Raw genomic sequence first — 17,192 nt, 5'->3', positions numbered from 1 at the left:
AAAGGGCGGTGTTTTATTGTTAAATAATGATTTTTATCATATTTGCTGTGTTTTTGACTCAATATATTTGTTGTGAATTTAAAAAACCAATGAAATGAAAAAGATAAATTATTATTTAGCTTTTTTCTGCGCGGCTTTGTTTTTTATAAGTTGTTCAGATGATGAAGGCGTTGTGGTGCCTCCGTCAGTTGATCCGGTGCCAGGAATGGTTCCGCCATCTGCAACGGCATTTAAAAATCTACAGCTTGAGGCTTTAGAGAAAATGACTCAGAGAAAAAGCTTTAAGGCAGAAGAGGGAATTGTGTTTACCTCAAAAGCTGGGGTGGTTTTGACTATAGATCCATTGAATTTATTTGATACCAACGATGAAACCGTTACAGGAGATGTAGAATTAGAATTTATAGAGTTTTATGATCGCGCCGCTATGGTGTTAGCGAATAGACCTTTAATGGGGATTAATGAAGTAGGTGGATTAGAACCTTTGGTTACTGGAGGTCAGTTTTTTATTAATGTTACCCAATATGGAGTTGGGCTAAGAACGAACTACTATAACATGACGGTTCCTGCTGTGAACAGTGGAGGATTGGATCAGGAAATGACCATGTGGAAAGGTAACTTTAGTGACGATGGAAATTTAAAGTGGGATGAGTTTGATCCTGGTTTGGAAGGAGGAGGGGTATTCCCTAATGCAGAAACTAATGAATATCAAGTTTATCTAAGAGATTTTGGTTGGTCAAACATCGATCGATTTGCTGGAGAAGAAGGTGAAAAAGCAGCTGTAATAGTTCGAGTTCCAGATGGATATGACAATAAAAATAGTTCGGTATATGTTACGTTTAAAGGCGAGACAGATGTATTGGCATTTTTAGATCAATACGATGTTGCAACTAAAAGTTTTACCGAGCACTACGGTTGGGGACCTGTTGGTTATGATATGTACGTTATTTTTGTGTCGGAAAGTCAAGGTAAATTGATTTATGCGATTCAAGAAGTGAAATTAGAAAAAAATAAAATCATCACTATTTCGATGGATGAGTTAAAAATGGCGAGCGAGGAGGAGCTAGCAGCAAAAATCAAGTCTTTGCCATAAGCTATTTTTTTTTTGTTGAGTAGAAAAAAATAGTTCTTTGAGGTTGCTTCCGATAAAATTGGAAGCAACCTTTTTTTTAAAGTATGTATTAATTGAAAAAGAATTTTTTAAAGTTTGTATTATATCATTTAAAAACGTATTTTTGCACCCAATTTTATAACAAATAAAATCTAATATTTATGAATCATTATGAAACTGTTTTCATCTTGAATCCCGTTTTATCTGAAACTCAGGTAAAGGAAACAGTACAGAAATTTGAAGAATTTCTTACTTCTAGAGGAGCACAGATGGTATCAAAAGAGGATTGGGGCTTGAAAAAAATGGCTTACGAAATCCAAAACAAAAAAAGTGGTTTTTACCATTTATTCGAATACACAGTAACTGGAGAGATCTTGATCGCTTTAGAGACTGAATTCCGTCGTGACGAAAGAATCATGCGTTTCCTTACTGTAAGTATGGACAAACATGCAATTTCTTGGGCTGAAAGAAGAAGAGAGAAATTAAAATCTAAAAAAGCTTAATTATTATGTCGACTATTGAGCAATCTGCAAAAGGAAAAAAAGACGGAGATATCAGATATCTAACGCCTTTAAATATAGAAACAAACAAAGCTAAGAAATATTGTCGTTTCAAAAAATCAGGTATTAAATATATCGATTTTAAAGATCCAGATTTCTTATTGAAATTCGTAAACGAACAAGGAAAAATTCTTCCTCGTCGTTTAACAGGAACTTCTTTGAAATACCAAAGAAAAGTTTCTGTAGCTGTTAAAAGAGCTCGTCATTTAGCATTAATGCCATATGTGGCTGATTTATTAAAATAAAAAGAGGCGAAAACTATGGAACTTATTTTAAAACAAGACGTACAAAAATTAGGATTTAAAGATGACTTGGTTTCGGTAAAACCGGGATACGGGCGTAACTTTTTAATTCCTCAAGGGATTGCTATTTTGGCTACACCTTCTGCAAAGAAAGTATTGGCTGAAAACTTAAAGCAAAGAGCTCATAAAGAAGCTAAAGTTATTGCTGATGCGAATGTTATCGCTGAAGCTCTTAAAGCTTTGGATATTAAGATCACAGTTAAAGCTGGTGGAGAGAAATTATTTGGTTCTGTAACTAATAATGATCTTGCTGAGGTTTTTGCTAAAAATGGTCAAAGTATCGATAAAAAATTCATCACTTCTGGTATCATCAAACGTACTGGTAAATATGAAGCGACTGTTCGTCTTCACCGTGATGTAATCATTGAAATTCCTTACGAAGTTATTGCTGAGCAAGAATAATCAATTGATTTGATATATTAAAGCCTTCTCCAACGAGAAGGCTTTTTTTGTTATAAGCACTTTTAATTGAACAAAATTCTTCTTTCCACTGCTTACTATTCACTGCTTATGAATAAATATTTATTTTTACCTTAAAACATAAAAAATTCCAACATGGAAATCAACAAGCGTTTCGATCGGATATTGGCGATTATGATTCAATTGCAGTCTAAGAAAGTGGTGACTGCGCAGGAATTGGCGGATCGTTTTGAGGTAAGTCTTCGTACGATTTACAGAGATATTCGTTCTTTAGAATTGGCGGGCATACCGGTTTATAGTGAAGTGGGGGTTGGGTATTCTTTAGTTGATGGATTCCGAATGAGACCGGTACTCTTTACGAAAGAAGAAGCTTTGAGTTTTGGGGTGGCGGAAAAACTGATGAAGAACTATCTCGATAAAAATCTTAGTGGGCAATTTAGTTCGGCCTTATATAAGATGAAGGCGATGTTGCGAACTACGGATAAGGCGGTGGTCTCGACGGTAGAGAGTAAGGTTTTGATGCGTTCAAAAACAGAGTTGTTTAATCAAGAGCTGCCTGAGGGTTTGTCGGTATTGTTTGAAGGAATATCGGTTCGTTTATGTTTGTCTATTTCTTATCAAAGTGTGGAGGCGTCGGTGCCGTCTGTCAGGGAGGTGGAGCCTGTTGGAGTTTTTCATGAAAATGGCTTTTGGTATTTTGTTGCTTACTGTCATTTGCGTTTGGACTACAGGCAATTTCGATTGGATCGGGTACATCGAGTTGATTTAACAGCAAAGCCGTTTGAGAGGCAGCATAAGCCTTTAGAGTTTTATTTGGAGAAACAACAACAAGATTTGGAAACTCTAGTGAAGGTGCGGATTTCCGTAGATCAGGAAGTGGTAAAACATTTGAAGTGGGAACGTGATTATTTTGGTTTTCACAGTGAAGTTGAAAAAGGTGATCAAGTAGAAGTGACTTTTATGTGTTCAAACTTAAATAATGGATTTGCACGTTGGTATATGATGTTTGGTGATAAAGCGAAAATTTTGGAACCCGATAGTCTAAAGGAGACGATTCGTGTATTTGCTAGAGAAAACCTCAAAAATCTAGATGAATTACAGCAATAAAAAATCCAGCGTAATAGCTGGATTTTTTTGTATTTAACGCTCCCAGAAAAAAGGTGGCGTCATGTTTAGTGCTCGCAAGTAGACAAAAGCTTGAGCTCGGTGATGTACTTCATTATCTATAAAGTACAAGATGCTGTTTACCGCTGAATTCTTATATTGCCCAAAAAGATTAAATTCTACGCGAAAATCTGTTTCAGGAATTAAGGCATATTGCGAATTGATTGCTGCGGTGTCATGATCCCATTGAGCTAAGAGTTCGTCTTTAGTTTTGTAAAGATTGGTATGTTCTTTAAATTCAGCGGTTTCTTTTGATACAATTTCTTGTAGACCAGGTACTCCTATAGCGAGTATTTCGTGAACCATAACTGAAAATGGTCGCATATTGCCGATGGCAAATTCAAAAAGTTCTTTTTCTGGGAATGCTTCAATTGTTTTACGTGTTAATGCACGGTGACCTTGCCAGTGGATTAACAGTTCTTCTTTTGATAAAAGGATTGTATTCATAAGGATTGATTTAATATTATTTTTCAAAATTAGGGTCTCCAAATGACAACTGTATGTCAGTAGTTCGCCGACTGTTTTATATTTTTTGAAATTAAAGATTCGTCGCGTTTTTTTTAAAAAAGGCGAAGAAGAATTGTAAAGTATCGTATTTTTGAATTTTAGAAAATAGAAGTTCAAATTACCTGGATTATGGCTTTGTTTCGTGTTGATTTCGATGCGTTGCGAATAAAAGCTGTGGTCTAGAGTATTAAATAGTTAATTATGAAATACAGTCGTTTGACTAAGGAGCAATTTGAAGAGTTGCATCAGGAGTTTATCAATTTTTTGGTTTCTCAACAAATTGATAAAAAGGAATGGGATGAGATTAAAGAACAAAGGCCTCATGTGGCAGATCAGGAATTGGATGTGTTTTCAGATTTGATTTGGGAAGGGGTCTTGACCAAGGCAAAGTACTTGGAGCATTATTCCAAAAACCACATTTTTTTATTTTCATGTGATGATTCAAAGATTGATACTATAGTGATTAAGAGTTTAAAGGCAGAGGTTGATTTTTTGTCTCAGAAGGGGTTGCAGTGGTTGAGTGATGCGGTTTTTACGGATGAAGTAGAAGTTAAATACGGAGCTAAAGAATTTGAAGGTGATCGCAATGCGGAGCTTTTTGGCATTATACAGCAAGGAGCGATTTTGAGCGAAGGCGTATTGTATGGAGAATTTAAAGAAATGTTGAAATTATAAGTACTATAACTATGGATGTTTTAAAACAAATTACGGATTTACGCGAAGAGCTAAACCAGCATAACTATAACTATTATGTCTTGGATCAGCCGATTATTTCTGATTTTGATTTTGACCAAAAGCTCAAGCAGCTAGAGCAGTTAGAACAGCAGCATCCACAGTATTTTGATGAAAATTCGCCGACTCTTAGAGTCGGTGGAGTGATTACTAAAAATTTCGAAACCGTCCCGCATATTTATCGCATGTATTCCTTGGATAATTCATATTCTAAGGAGGACTTATTGGATTGGGAAAAACGGGTACAAAAAGGGCTTGGAGATGTTGAAGTAAGTTATACTTGTGAGCTTAAATACGATGGTGCATCAATCAGTATCACCTATGAAAATGGTGTCTTAAAACGCGCGCTTACTCGTGGTGATGGCTTTCAAGGTGATGATGTAACGAATAATATCAAAACGATAAAATCAGTTCCCATTCGACTAAAAGGTGATTTTCCACCTAAATTCGATATACGCGGTGAGATTATTTTACCTTTCAAAGGTTTCGAAAAGATGAATCAGGATTTGATTGAGATTGGAGAGGCTCCTTATTCGAATCCGAGAAACACGGCTTCTGGTAGTTTGAAGTTGCAAGATAGTGCGGAGGTAGCAAGAAGGCCTTTGGAATGTCTTTTATATGCCATAGTGGGAGATCAACTGCCTTTTGCAACGCAGTTTGAAGCTTTGGAAAAAGCGCGTTCATGGGGGTTTAAAGTGCCTCCTATTGCAAAACTTGCAATGAATATGGAATCGGTTTTTGAGTTTATTGACTATTGGGATCAGCATCGACAAGATTTGCCTTATGAAACCGATGGAGTAGTCGTTAAAGTGAATTCTATTGATCATCAGCAGGAGTTGGGATATACGTCCAAATCACCGCGTTGGGCGATTGCTTATAAATTTAAAACAGAACAGGCAGAGACGGTTTTAAAGAACATTACTTATCAAGTAGGACGTACTGGGGCTATTACGCCGGTTGCAAATTTGGAAGCGGTACAATTGGCAGGAACGACAGTAAGGAGGGCTTCTTTACACAATGCAGACCAGATAGAAAAGTTGGATATCAGGGAAGGGGATTCTGTGTATGTAGAAAAAGGAGGTGAGATTATTCCTAAAATTGTAGGGGTGAATTTTGAATTGCGCCCTGCGGATTCTCAGCCTACTATTTATATCGATCATTGTCCAGAATGTCAAACCAAATTGGTTCGAAAAGAAGGTGAGGTGCAACATTATTGTCCAAATTTCTACGGTTGTCCGCCTCAAATAATAGGAAGGATTCAACACTATATCTCTAGAAAGGCTATGGATATTGAAGGATTGGGTGGAGAAACGGTAGCTCTATTGGTTAATAATCGTCTGATCGAGAATTATGCCGACTTATATGAATTGCAGAAAGAAGCTGTCTTGCCGCTAGAGCGCATGGCGGAAAAATCGGCGGATAATTTAATTAAGGGTATAGAAAAATCGAAAGAAGTGCCTTTTGAACGTGTTTTGTATGCATTGGGCATCCGTTATGTCGGAGAAACCGTGGCTAAAAAATTAGCCCTTCACTATAAAAATATCGATGCCTTGTCTCGGGCAACCTTGATGGATTTGATATTAGTTGATGAAATTGGGGAGAAAATTGCGCAGAGTGTTGTTGACTTTTTTGAAAACCAAGAAAATAAAATATTAATCAACAGATTAAAAGATTTTGGCGTACAATTTGAACTAGTAGAAAAAGAGAGCACAGCCATTTCGGATCGTTTTGCAGGACAGGTTTTCGTTGTTTCAGGAGTTTTTGAACAATTTTCGAGAGAAGATTTGAAGCAATTGATTGAGGACCATGGAGGGAAAATAGGGAGTTCTATTTCGGCAAAGACTAATTATGTGGTTGCAGGTGATAAAATGGGGCCTGCAAAATTAGAAAAAGCGAATAAGTTGAAAATAACGATTTTATCGGAACAGGATTTTATAGATCTTATACAACAATAGCCTAGGTGATTTACTGGGGTTTATTTGTTGTATTGATTTTTAGTCAATCTTATGACGGTTAGTGTTGTGATAGTTTAAGATTATTCGTTTTCTTTTTGATATTTCACAATTCAGTTAAGCTATATTTTATTAACTTTGTAAGGAACTACAACGACTATGTTTTTAAATATAATAAAGTATAAAGCCCTTAAAAGATCGGTGAAAAATCAGCTGTCGCGAGGGCAGCATATTGATTTTAACGGGGTCATCAAACAGGTTGGAATCATTTTGAATCAAAAGGATTTTGCTAACAAGGAAGCTGTTGTAAAAGAATTAGGACTTCGCGGTATTGGTTCAGATCAAATTAGTTTTCTACTTAGTAGGTCGGTTGTAGGTGCTTTAAAGGATGGCGAAGTGGCTATCAAAGTTGGAGATTTTGATTGGGAGGGTAAGCTGAAAAATGAAAAAGTTCAACGTTTTATCGATACCCCTTTTGATTTATTGATCAGTTATTACGATGTTGATGAGATGTTGTTGTTGTGGTCAACGGCACATTCTCAAGCAAGGTTTAAAGTGGGTTTTTCCACCATAAAACTCAGTAATAATCATTTGTCGCTACAACTACCTATCGAGCAATATAAAACGTATATTGAAGAATTATTTAGATATATAGAAATTTTTAAAAAATAAAAAGATGCAATCATTTATGGGTACAGGAGTTGCTTTGGTGACTCCGTTTAAAAGCGATTTTTCCGTTGACGTAGAGGCGCTACAAAAATTAGTAAATCACGTAATAGTGGGTGGAGTAGAGTATTTAGTGGTTCTTGGAACTACTGGAGAGTCTGTTACTTTGTCCAAAGAGGAAAAGGAGTTGGTGAAGAAGACCATAATTGATGCGAATAAGGGGAGATTGCCATTGGTTTTAGGTGTTGGGGGAAATCATACTGCAGGGGTTGTAGAAGAATTGAATGCTGAAAATCTTAAGGGATTTGATGCGATTTTGTCTGTTTCTCCATTTTATAACAAACCGACACAAGAAGGGATATACCAACATTTTAAAGCAATAGCTTTGAGTTCTCCTTTGCCAATTATATTGTATAATGTGCCGGGTAGGACAGCAAGTAATATGTTGCCAACTACCGCATTGCGATTGGCTAGTGAATTTCCAAACGTAATTGGAATAAAAGAAGCTGCAGGTGATTTGGTACAGGCCATGGAATTGATTAAAAACAAGCCAGAGCACTTTTTGGTGATTTCTGGTGACGATATGATCGCTTTGCCAATGGTGTTAGCCGGTGGAGCCGGTGTAATTTCAGTTATAGGTCAGGCATTTGCTGAGGATTTCTCCAATCTAATTCGTATGGGCTTACGTAGAGAAGTTGATCAGGCATTTGAATTGCATTATCAACTGGCTGAAAGCATAGATATGATTTTTGAACAAGGTAATCCTGCGGGAATCAAAGCCATGTTAAAATCGATGAACGTTACTGGAGATACTGTGCGTTTGCCTTTGGTGAATGTTAACGAAGATTTAGCAAAAAGGATTAATTCTTTTGTTGTTAAAAACTATAAATTAGCCAATCTTTAAAAAAATATAAGAATCATGTTATCAGCAGATTTAGAAAAAGCATTAAACAGACAAGTGAAAATTGAAGGCGATTCGTCTCAGATATATTTGGAAATGGCGTCTTGGGCAGAGATTCAAGGTTTTGAAGGTATTGCGACTTTTATGTATGCGCAATCTGACGAAGAGCGTCAACATATGTTGAAATTGATCAAGTACGTCAATCAAAGAGGTGGCGTAGCGGATATACCTGCAATTTCAAAGCCGGAATTGGATCATACTTCTTTTAAAGCACTTTTCAAACAATTGTTTGATCACGAAGTATATGTTTCTCAAAGTATTAATGATTTAGTACATATCTCATTGACAGAAAGAGATTATGCAACGCATAATTTCTTGCAATGGTATGTTTCTGAACAGATCGAAGAAGAGGCAACAGCACGTACGATACTGGATAAGATTAATTTAATTGGAGACGATAAAGGAGGACTTTATTTATTTGATAATGATCTTAAAAATTTCAATCAGCAAGTAAAACCAGTTTTATAATTCGGTTTTAATTCTTGAAAAAAATCAAGAAAAGATGTCTGTTATTGACATCTTTTCTTTTTTAATACAAAAAGGTTTTTTATAATCCAATTAATACTTAAATTTGCATTTGTTTTCATAGAACTATCTCGGGGAGACTTTTTGCTATAAACAATAAATAATATGAAATCGCCAGTATGAATTAGTTTGTCATAGGTATAGACTAGTGAGCGTTGTGTGTTGTCATATCTTAAATGTTAAATAATATCCATATATGAAAAAATATATAAGCTTAGCTCTTTTGATGGTTGTATTAGTCGGATGTGGTCCGCTTCAAAAAGCGATTAAATCTGATGATGTCGCTTACAAAAGAGAAGTAGCACAAAAATTATATGAGCAAAAAAAATATAGAAAAGCACTTCGCCTCTATGAACAATTAGAACGAGTAGGTAGAGGTACACCTGATGCAGAGGAGATGTTTTTTAACTTTGCAAATGCTTCCTATTTTGTAAAGGATTATATGTTATCGCGAGAGCGCTATAAATTATTTGCAGCGGCATATCCTAAAAGTGTACATCACGAAGAAGCCTTATTGCTAGAGATAAAATCTACTTTTGCCTTATCCCCAGTATATTCGTTGGATCAAGGATTTACAGTACTTACAATTACGAAGTTACAGGAATTTATCGATACGTATCCTGCCTCAGAATACGCCATCGAAGCAAATCAAATGATGACCAAAGCCAATCAGAAATTGGAGCAAAAGACTTTTGAGAATGCCAAACAATTAAACACAATTGGTGGTTGGACTCGAGATTATACAGCTGCGATTATTGCATTAGATAATTTTATATTTGATTATCCTGGTACCATTTATAAAGAAGATGCTTTGTATTACAAATTTGATTCTGCTTATAATTTGGCTATAAACAGTGTTTATTCAAAAATGGAAGACCGTTTGGAAAATGCAAAAACAATGTATGATGCTTTAATTCGATTTAAAGAGGATACAAAATATAGAAATCAGGCCGACAGAATGTTGGAACGAGTTAATAAAGATTTACAACAATTTTCAAAATAATTTTAGGATGGATTTAAAGAAAACGAATGCTCCAGTAAACACAATTACTTACAACAAAAACAAGATTGAAGAGCCGACAGGAAATGTTTATGAAGCGATTACCATTATTGCTAAAAGAGCGAACCAAATCAATGCTGATATCAAGAAAGAATTGTTGGATAAATTGGATGAATTTGCGACATATAACGATAGTTTAGACGAGGTTTTTGAAAATAAAGAACAAATTGAAGTGTCTAAATTTTACGAAAAATTGCCTAAACCGCATGCTCTAGCAGTGGAAGAATGGTTAAATGGAGATATTACTTATAAAGAAGTTGTGAAATAACATACTCTACGACATGTCAGTTTTAAGCGGAAAGAAAATAGTACTGGGTATATCTGGTGGAATTGCCGCTTACAAGACGGCAAGTTTAGTGAGACTATTGATAAAAGCAGGTGCCGAGGTTCAAGTAATCATGACACCTGCTTCTCATCAATTTGTGACTTCATTTACATTGTCTACCCTATCTAAAAAACCGGTATATACCGATTTTTTTAATTCAAATCAAGCGACATCCACTTGGAATAACCATGTAGAGATCGCGCTTTGGGCAGATTTAATACTCATTGCGCCAGCAACAGCCAATACGATTTCAAAAATGGTCACTGGTGCGTGTGATAACTTATTACAGGCGATTTATCTTTCGGCAAAATGCCCGGTCTATTTCGCGCCTGCTATGGATCTGGATATGTATATCCATCCTTCTACACAAAATAATTTAAAGGTTTTAGAATCTTATAAAAACCTGATGATTCCCGCAGAAAAAGGTGAGTTGGCAAGTGGTCTTTTTGGTGAAGGCAGAATGGCCGAACCGGAAAATATCGTTGCTTTTCTTACAAAGTCCCTGTCTAAAGACAAAAGCCTTAACGGAAAAAAAATATTAATAACTGCCGGACCAACATACGAAGCTATCGATCCGGTGCGTTTTATAGGTAATCATTCTTCTGGTAAGATGGGATTTGATATCGCTTTAGCAGCAGCTCAAGAAGGTGCTAAGGTGGTTTTAGTCACAGGGCCAACGCAACAGCATATCAATCATCCGTTGGTGGAGACTATTTCGGTGCTTTCTGCCCAAGAGATGTATGATGTATGTCATCAGCATTTTGATGGAGTAGATGTGTTTATTGGAGCAGCCGCAGTTGCGGATTATAGGCCAAAAAATAAAGCAACTCAAAAAATAAAGAAATCTGCTGATGATTTCGTTATCGAACTTGAAAAAAATCCCGATATTTTAGCCTCCTTAGGTGCTATTAAAAAACAACAGTTTTTGATAGGTTTTGCCTTGGAAACAGAAAATGAAATAGAGCATGCCCAACAAAAAATAAGAAAAAAGAATTTAGATCTGATTGTTCTAAATTCACTAAACGACCAAGGAGCTGGATTTGGAGTGCCAACCAATAAAGTAACTTTTATTGATAAAGCATTTCATATAATGCCCATGGAGTTAAAAAGTAAAGAAGCTGTTGCGGTAGATATTGTCAATAAAATAAAGGAACACTATGCGTAAATTATTTTTATTAAGTATTGTCTTACTCTGTTGTAATGTGTTAACTGCGCAGGAATTTAATGCTACGGTATCGATTAATCACAGCCAGATAGGAAATAGCAATAGACAGGTTTTTAAGACCTTGGAGACCGCGTTAAAAGACTTTATTAATAATACCAAGTGGACATCTAAAAATTTTGGTAACAACGAGAAAATCGATTGTAACTTTTTTTTAAATGTAACCGCGTATGATAACAACGTGATTTCAGGGACCCTACAAGTACAGTCTTCACGTATCATTTACAATTCAACTTATACTTCACCCTTATTAAATTTTAACGATAAAGACATTAGTTTTACCTACACAGAATTTGAAAATCTAAACTACAATCCCAATAGCTTTGATTCTAATTTAATGGGTTTAGTTGGTTATTATGTCAATATTATTTTGGGACTTGACGCTGACAGTTTTTCGAAAAATGGAGGTACTAGTTACTTTCAAAATGCATCAGGCATAGTATCGATGGCACAACAGAGTGGGTACAAGGGATGGGCTCAAGGAGATGGCAGTAATAACCGCTATTTTTTAGTCAACGACATCATGTCCTCCTCTAACGATTCCTTTCGAGAAGCGATGTTTATTTATCATTTTGATGGTTTAGACAAAATGACCGACCAAGCAAAAAAGGGTAAAGAAGGTGTAATCACATCTATTGAAACGCTTTCAAAGCTATATGCAGTAAGACCGAATGCTTTTTTGTTGCGAATCTTTTTTGATGCCAAAGCTGATGAAATTGTATCTATTTTTTCTGGTGGACCAGATGTTAACAAACAAAAGACCTTAGAGACTCTAAATAAAATATCTCCTTTGAATTCTGCCAAATGGAGTAAATTATAATTGATAAAATATACCATTCATGCTGAGCGTATTATCTATTAAAAATTTTGCCTTAATTGAGCGTTTAGAAATTGGTTTTTCCAATCATTTCACTATTATCACAGGAGAAACTGGTGCAGGTAAATCGATTATACTAGGAGCATTGGGTTTGATTTTGGGTAAGAGAGCGGATTTGACATCTCTAAAAGTTAAAGATGAAAAATGTGTTATAGAAGCCCATTTTCAAATTGGGAGTTATCAGTTACAATCGTTTTTCGAAGCCTTGGATCTCGATTATGAAGAAACAACCATCATACGTCGGGAAATTTTACCTTCGGGGAAATCACGTGCTTTTGTCAATGATAGCCCGGTAAATTTAGCGGTACTCAACGATTTGGGAGTCGCTTTGATCGATATACATTCTCAGCATCAAACACAGGAGTTATCTGATGAAATTTATCAAATTCAAATTTTGGATGCTGTTGCTCAAAATACCGTTGTTTTATCGCAGTATCAGTTTGCTTTATCTGCATTCAAAAAGGGACAGAACCAGTTAAAGGCCTTGCAAATACAGCAATCAGACTGGATAAAAGAAAGGGATTACCATACGTTTTTATCGGAAGAATTGCATCAGGCGCAACTGAAATCTGGGGAGCAAGAAACTTTGGAAGCCGATTATGAGAAATTGAATAATGTGGAATTTGTAAAGGAGGCACTATCGAAATCTTGGAGTTTACTAAACGAGGAGCAAATTGGAATCAATAATACAGTCAAAGAAGTGCGGGCTTCTCTACAGCGCATTACAAATTTCTCTAAAGAGTTTTTAGAGTTATATGAGCGCGTTCACAGTGTCGAAATCGAATTAAATGATATTGGTAATGAAATAGAAATGCAAACAGAAGGCTTGGTTCACAACCCGGAACAGTTGCGTTTAATAGATGAAAAATTGCAATTGATTTACGCTTTGCAAAAGAAACATCAGGTACAAACCATAGAAGAATTAGTCGCTATTGAAAACGAGCTCAATGAAAAGCTTTTCATGGCCAATGATTTAGACGTTAAGATAGAAAAACTCTTAGTCGAACTCGAAAATAAAGAGGCAGAATTGATGGGTATTGCTGCGCAATTGACCGAACAAAGAAAGAAGGCTGTTCCTGTTCTTCAACAGAAATTAGTGGATTTATTAAGTCTTTTAGGTATGCCTAATGCTGCTTTTCAATTTGAGATGAATCCGGCAAAATCCTTTTTGAATAACGGTATGGATGATTTGCAATTGTTGTTCTCTGCCAATAAGGGAATCGACTTTGGATTATTAAAGAAAGTGGCCTCTGGAGGAGAACTATCTCGTATCATGTTGGCTATTAAAGCTATTTTGGCAGAATACTCCAACTTGCCTACCATTATTTTTGATGAAATTGATACGGGGGTTTCCGGTGAAATTGCAGATAAAATGGGGGTAATTATGAAAAACATGAGTCAAAACATGCAAGTTTTGTCGATTACACATTTACCACAGATTGCCGCCAAAGGGGATCATCACTATAAGGTCTTTAAAACAACAATTGATGATACAACGACTTCTCAGCTGCGTTTGTTGACTCGGGAAGAACGCATCGTGGAAATAGCACAAATGTTGTCGGGAAAAAACATTTCAGAGTCGGCCTTACTACACGCAGAGGAATTATTGAATAAATAGATAAATGACATCATGGACTATAACAACCATTATGAAAATGAATTTATAAAAGCCGATCGACTTATTTCTGATGGTGATGCTTCACAGGGTAAGGAAATAATAGAAGAAATATTGTCAGATGTACCTGATTTTGGTAGAGCGCATAATCATCTTGGATGGATTTTCTACTATAAATTATATGACTACGCACGAGCGGAATATCATTATCAATTGGCGATGAAGTTTGAACCTACTTATGGGGCAGCTTACTTAAATTACGCTTATTTATTAGTAGACCTTAAACGATTAGACGAAGCAAAAAAGCATATAAAATTTGCTATAGAAACCGTTGGTAAACCCGATTTGGGATCCTATTACTGTGAATTGGGCCGTTTATATGAAGTAGAACTCGATTTTGTAACGTCTTATAAGTATTATAATGAGGCAAAATATCATTCTTATTCAAATTCCTTTATAGAGACACTGCGTCTTAATAGAGAACGGGTAAAAGATAAAATGAGTATATTTGAAAAACTTAAATTGAAATTTATTTAAAAAAAATATAGAATATGTATAATTTGTTAAAAGGAAAAAGAGGAATTATTTTTGGTGCATTAGACGAAAATTCAATCGCTTGGAAAACGGCAGAACGCGTACATGAAGAAGGAGGTACTTTTGTATTGACAAATGCTCCTATAGCTATGAGAATGGGGACGTTGAATGAGTTGGCAGAAAAGACTGGTTCACAAATTGTTCCTGCAGACGCAACATCAATAGAAGATTTAGAAAACCTCGTTGATCAAGCGACGGCTATATTAGGCGGAAAGATCGATTTCGTTTTACATTCGATAGGAATGTCTGTGAATGTTCGTAAAAATATTCCTTATACAGAAAATAAATACGATTTCACTCAAAAAGGGTGGGATGTTTCTGCAGTTTCTTTTCATAAAGTGATGCAAGTTCTTTACAAAAAAGATGCAATGACAGAATGGGGAAGTATTATCGCTTTAACTTATATGGCTTCGCAAAGAGTGTTTCCTGATTATAATGATATGGCCGACAATAAAGCCTATTTAGAATCGATTGCACGTAGTTTTGGTTACTTCTTTGGTAAGGACAAAAAAGTTCGTGTAAACACCATTTCTCAATCTCCAACGGCTACTACAGCTGGACAGGGAGTTAAAGGTTTTTCAGGATTTATTTCTTATGCAGACAAAATGTCTCCTTTGGGGAATGCTTCAGCTCTAGATTGTGCGAATTATGTAGTAACCATGTTCTCTGATTTAACCAAAAAAGTAACGCTTCAGAATTTATTTCACGATGGTGGATTTTCAAATATGGGAGTTAGTCAAGAGGTGATGGAGGCCTTTGAAAGAGGATCGGAAGATTTTAAGGAATAGTTGGTCAAATAATTTACAAAATGGGATCTACTTTTAGGAGGTCCCATTTTTTTTTACTTCTTCGTAATGCTTGTTGGACTTTAATTTTAAATAGTAGCGTTAAAAGGCTTACATTAACTTACACCACTAAACTAAGTGATTGTATCCGTTTCATTTGGTGGATATTCGATCCCTTCTTCCTTAATCAATTCATATCCGTATTTCATAATGATTTCAATAACAGGAAGTGTTTTGCTGCCTTTTTCAGTCAAAGAATAGATTACTTTAGCAGGTACTTCTGCGTAGATCCTTCGGTCTATTAAGCCCTTCTGTTCCAATTCCCGAAGCTGGCTCGTAAGCATCTTATCTGATATATGAGGTATATCTCTTTTCAATTCACTAAATCGCAGCGGTTTTTGTTGCAAACGCCATAAAATCGGCATTTTCCAAGTACCCCCTATATGCCGTAATGCAAATTCAATAGGTGTGTAATATAAGCGGTTGTCATAAAAAAATTCAGACATAAAAATTAATTTTTAAAGTAGACGGCTATTTTGTTATTTTCGACGCATCCCAACCAATAATACTGGCCTACATCAATAGCAACAGTGGCGTTGGCAAACTGAATGTTTCCCCCACTAATGATCTTTTTTACATCACTTAAGCTTGGATTTAAAGCGATAACACTAAAATACATATTGGTTTCACTTATACCTTTGCTAAGAAAAACATGCTTGGGGTCGCCTATTTGCCCGGCAATCAATAAGTTTCCGCTACCAGACCCTCTAATATTATCAGGTAAAAAATCTACCACTATTGATTTGGTTATAGTTCCATCACTTGTTGTAAGCTGATGTATTTGTTGGTTAGCCCATTCAGACAAATATAAACTTTTTTGATCAGATGAAATTGCAATGCCGTTGGCACCTGAAAATTGGTCTTTACTAAATGGTGTCCATTGATCTTGAATAGACCAGTTCCAAATTTGTCCTGTAACTTCCTTTCTTTGAAACTTTTCTAGAAAATCTGGATCACTAGGATCATACATACTGCTAACATAGATTTTCTTATCTCGGTCAACAACCAAGCCATTTGCCCAGACAGTTGCAGGTAAATCAAGCGAGTCTTTCCAGTTGATTTGAGGATTTCCATCGTTGAAATACAGGTTAAAAATCTCAATGGTTTCCTTTTTACCATGACTAATCACATAGAGCATATAATCCTCTTCATATTTATTTACATAAATGCCATGCGGTGAAAAGGACTTTAAGTGATCAACCGGAATACCAGCTTGTGCGCTATCAAATAACAATACCTTGCGACTTTCCTCTTTGTGCAGAGCATAAATTTTTCCCGAATGAGTTGCGCTTGCCATAGAACTGATAATGACCCAATTTTGATCGGTTACAAAAATCAAATCCTCAGGATTTACAATTCCCTCTATATAATGTGAGAAGGAAACTTTTTTGTTTGTGGTTTGTGATACTGTAGTTATAGTGAAGTAAAGACTACAAAAAAGACAATAATACATTTTTTTCATCGGTGATTTTTGATAAAAATAGCGACTTTATGTCATGTTAAGCAACTACTTACCAAAGGGTTAGTTGAAAACTAAAATGTAAGGCTGGTTAAGTGGAATATTTAATCTAGCCAGAAATTGTAGTAATTAGGCAGATATTATTAGTTGTTAATTGGTTTGGACCAAACCAGATACTATGTAAATAAAGGTAAGAGAAGGGATGTAACGAACGTTAATGAGGATAGGATGCCTTTGAGGACCAGAAGCACAAAAATGGATTATTAAACCGTTACAACTAAATTACTCTAATTGTAAC

Annotated in this window: 20 protein-coding genes; 17 read left to right on the top strand and 3 right to left on the bottom strand. The window is 35.7% G+C overall.

The window, feature by feature from the left end; genetic code table 11:
- Positions 1 to 94: 94 nt before the first annotated feature.
- The 5 genes from L1275_RS08815 to L1275_RS08795 all read left to right on the top strand — a co-directional run bounded on the left by L1275_RS08815 (position 95) and on the right by L1275_RS08795 (position 3,497).
- Positions 95 to 1,090 carry a hypothetical protein gene (locus L1275_RS08815; RefSeq protein ID WP_253471914.1) on the top strand — a complete coding sequence of 332 codons (996 nt, stop codon included), beginning with the start codon at positions 95 to 97 and terminating at the stop codon, positions 1,088 to 1,090.
- Positions 1,091 to 1,269: 179 nt separating this feature from the next.
- On the top strand, positions 1,270 to 1,611 hold the full coding sequence (gene rpsF / locus L1275_RS08810; protein WP_219293129.1) for a 30S ribosomal protein S6: 342 nt from the start codon (positions 1,270 to 1,272) through the stop codon (positions 1,609 to 1,611).
- A gap of 2 nt (positions 1,612 to 1,613) precedes the next feature.
- Entirely contained in the window at positions 1,614 to 1,913 is a 300-nt protein-coding gene (rpsR, locus tag L1275_RS08805) for a 30S ribosomal protein S18 (protein ID WP_219293237.1), read from the top strand.
- A gap of 15 nt (positions 1,914 to 1,928) precedes the next feature.
- Complete coding sequence (gene rplI, locus L1275_RS08800; RefSeq protein WP_253471912.1) at positions 1,929 to 2,372, top strand: 50S ribosomal protein L9; 444 nt, start codon at positions 1,929 to 1,931, stop codon at positions 2,370 to 2,372.
- Between the two features lie 153 nt (positions 2,373 to 2,525).
- The gene (locus L1275_RS08795) at positions 2,526 to 3,497 is read left to right on the top strand and encodes a YafY family protein (RefSeq protein ID WP_253471910.1); all 972 of its coding nucleotides are present in this window, start codon (positions 2,526 to 2,528) and stop codon (positions 3,495 to 3,497) included.
- A 33-nt stretch (positions 3,498 to 3,530) separates the two neighbouring features.
- Here the strand turns inward: L1275_RS08795 and L1275_RS08790 are convergent, their stop codons facing one another.
- On the bottom strand, positions 3,531 to 4,001 hold the full coding sequence (locus L1275_RS08790; RefSeq protein WP_253471908.1) for a DinB family protein: 471 nt from the start codon (positions 3,999 to 4,001) through the stop codon (positions 3,531 to 3,533).
- A 261-nt stretch (positions 4,002 to 4,262) separates the two neighbouring features.
- Between L1275_RS08790 and L1275_RS08785 the strand changes: the two genes are divergently transcribed.
- From L1275_RS08785 to L1275_RS08730, 12 genes are all read left to right on the top strand, one after another.
- Positions 4,263 to 4,736, top strand: a complete 474-nt coding sequence (locus tag L1275_RS08785; RefSeq protein ID WP_253471906.1) for a DUF6495 family protein — start codon at positions 4,263 to 4,265, stop codon at positions 4,734 to 4,736.
- 11 nt (positions 4,737 to 4,747) lie between these two features.
- Positions 4,748 to 6,748, top strand: coding sequence for an NAD-dependent DNA ligase LigA (ligA, locus tag L1275_RS08780; protein ID WP_253471904.1), 2,001 nt, complete (start codon positions 4,748 to 4,750; stop codon positions 6,746 to 6,748).
- A gap of 156 nt (positions 6,749 to 6,904) precedes the next feature.
- A complete protein-coding gene (locus tag L1275_RS08775; RefSeq protein WP_253471902.1) occupies positions 6,905 to 7,417 on the top strand; it encodes a hypothetical protein in 513 nt (170 codons plus the stop codon).
- Between the two features lie 4 nt (positions 7,418 to 7,421).
- Entirely contained in the window at positions 7,422 to 8,315 is an 894-nt protein-coding gene (dapA, locus tag L1275_RS08770; RefSeq protein WP_253471900.1) for a 4-hydroxy-tetrahydrodipicolinate synthase, read from the top strand.
- A 15-nt stretch (positions 8,316 to 8,330) separates the two neighbouring features.
- A complete protein-coding gene (locus tag L1275_RS08765; RefSeq protein WP_253471898.1) occupies positions 8,331 to 8,840 on the top strand; it encodes a ferritin in 510 nt (169 codons plus the stop codon).
- 253 nt (positions 8,841 to 9,093) lie between these two features.
- Positions 9,094 to 9,900 (top strand): outer membrane protein assembly factor BamD, encoded by an 807-nt coding sequence (locus L1275_RS08760; protein WP_253471896.1) that lies wholly within the window; start codon positions 9,094 to 9,096, stop codon positions 9,898 to 9,900.
- A 7-nt stretch (positions 9,901 to 9,907) separates the two neighbouring features.
- Positions 9,908 to 10,225, top strand: a complete 318-nt coding sequence (locus tag L1275_RS08755) for a DNA-directed RNA polymerase subunit omega (RefSeq protein ID WP_219293150.1) — start codon at positions 9,908 to 9,910, stop codon at positions 10,223 to 10,225.
- 13 nt (positions 10,226 to 10,238) lie between these two features.
- Positions 10,239 to 11,447 (top strand): bifunctional phosphopantothenoylcysteine decarboxylase/phosphopantothenate--cysteine ligase CoaBC, encoded by a 1,209-nt coding sequence (gene coaBC, locus L1275_RS08750; protein WP_253471894.1) that lies wholly within the window; start codon positions 10,239 to 10,241, stop codon positions 11,445 to 11,447.
- Positions 11,440 to 12,324, top strand: a complete 885-nt coding sequence (locus L1275_RS08745; protein ID WP_253471892.1) for a DUF4835 family protein — start codon at positions 11,440 to 11,442, stop codon at positions 12,322 to 12,324. The genes coaBC and L1275_RS08745 overlap by 8 nt, the downstream gene beginning before the upstream one ends.
- Before the next feature lie 19 nt (positions 12,325 to 12,343).
- Positions 12,344 to 13,999: a DNA repair protein RecN gene (recN, locus tag L1275_RS08740; RefSeq protein ID WP_253471890.1), complete on the top strand. Its 1,656-nt coding sequence runs from the start codon at positions 12,344 to 12,346 to the stop codon at positions 13,997 to 13,999.
- Between the two features lie 12 nt (positions 14,000 to 14,011).
- Complete coding sequence (locus L1275_RS08735; protein WP_253471888.1) at positions 14,012 to 14,533, top strand: tetratricopeptide repeat protein; 522 nt, start codon at positions 14,012 to 14,014, stop codon at positions 14,531 to 14,533.
- 14 nt (positions 14,534 to 14,547) lie between these two features.
- A complete protein-coding gene (locus tag L1275_RS08730) occupies positions 14,548 to 15,378 on the top strand; it encodes an enoyl-ACP reductase (protein WP_253471886.1) in 831 nt (276 codons plus the stop codon).
- Between the two features lie 131 nt (positions 15,379 to 15,509).
- Here L1275_RS08730 and L1275_RS08725 read toward each other — a convergent pair whose 3' ends face one another.
- Complete coding sequence (locus tag L1275_RS08725; RefSeq protein ID WP_253471884.1) at positions 15,510 to 15,881, bottom strand: helix-turn-helix domain-containing protein; 372 nt, start codon at positions 15,879 to 15,881, stop codon at positions 15,510 to 15,512.
- 5 nt (positions 15,882 to 15,886) lie between these two features.
- Positions 15,887 to 16,897, bottom strand: a complete 1,011-nt coding sequence (locus L1275_RS08720; protein WP_253471882.1) for an SMP-30/gluconolactonase/LRE family protein — start codon at positions 16,895 to 16,897, stop codon at positions 15,887 to 15,889.
- Positions 16,898 to 17,192: the final 295 nt, after the last annotated feature.

The sequence above is a fragment of the Flavobacterium sp. HSC-61S13 genome (genome assembly GCF_024171535.1).
Classification (GTDB): domain Bacteria; phylum Bacteroidota; class Bacteroidia; order Flavobacteriales; family Flavobacteriaceae; genus Flavobacterium.
Note: the sequence above shows the minus strand (reverse complement) of the source record. Positions and strands in the feature narration are given on the sequence as shown.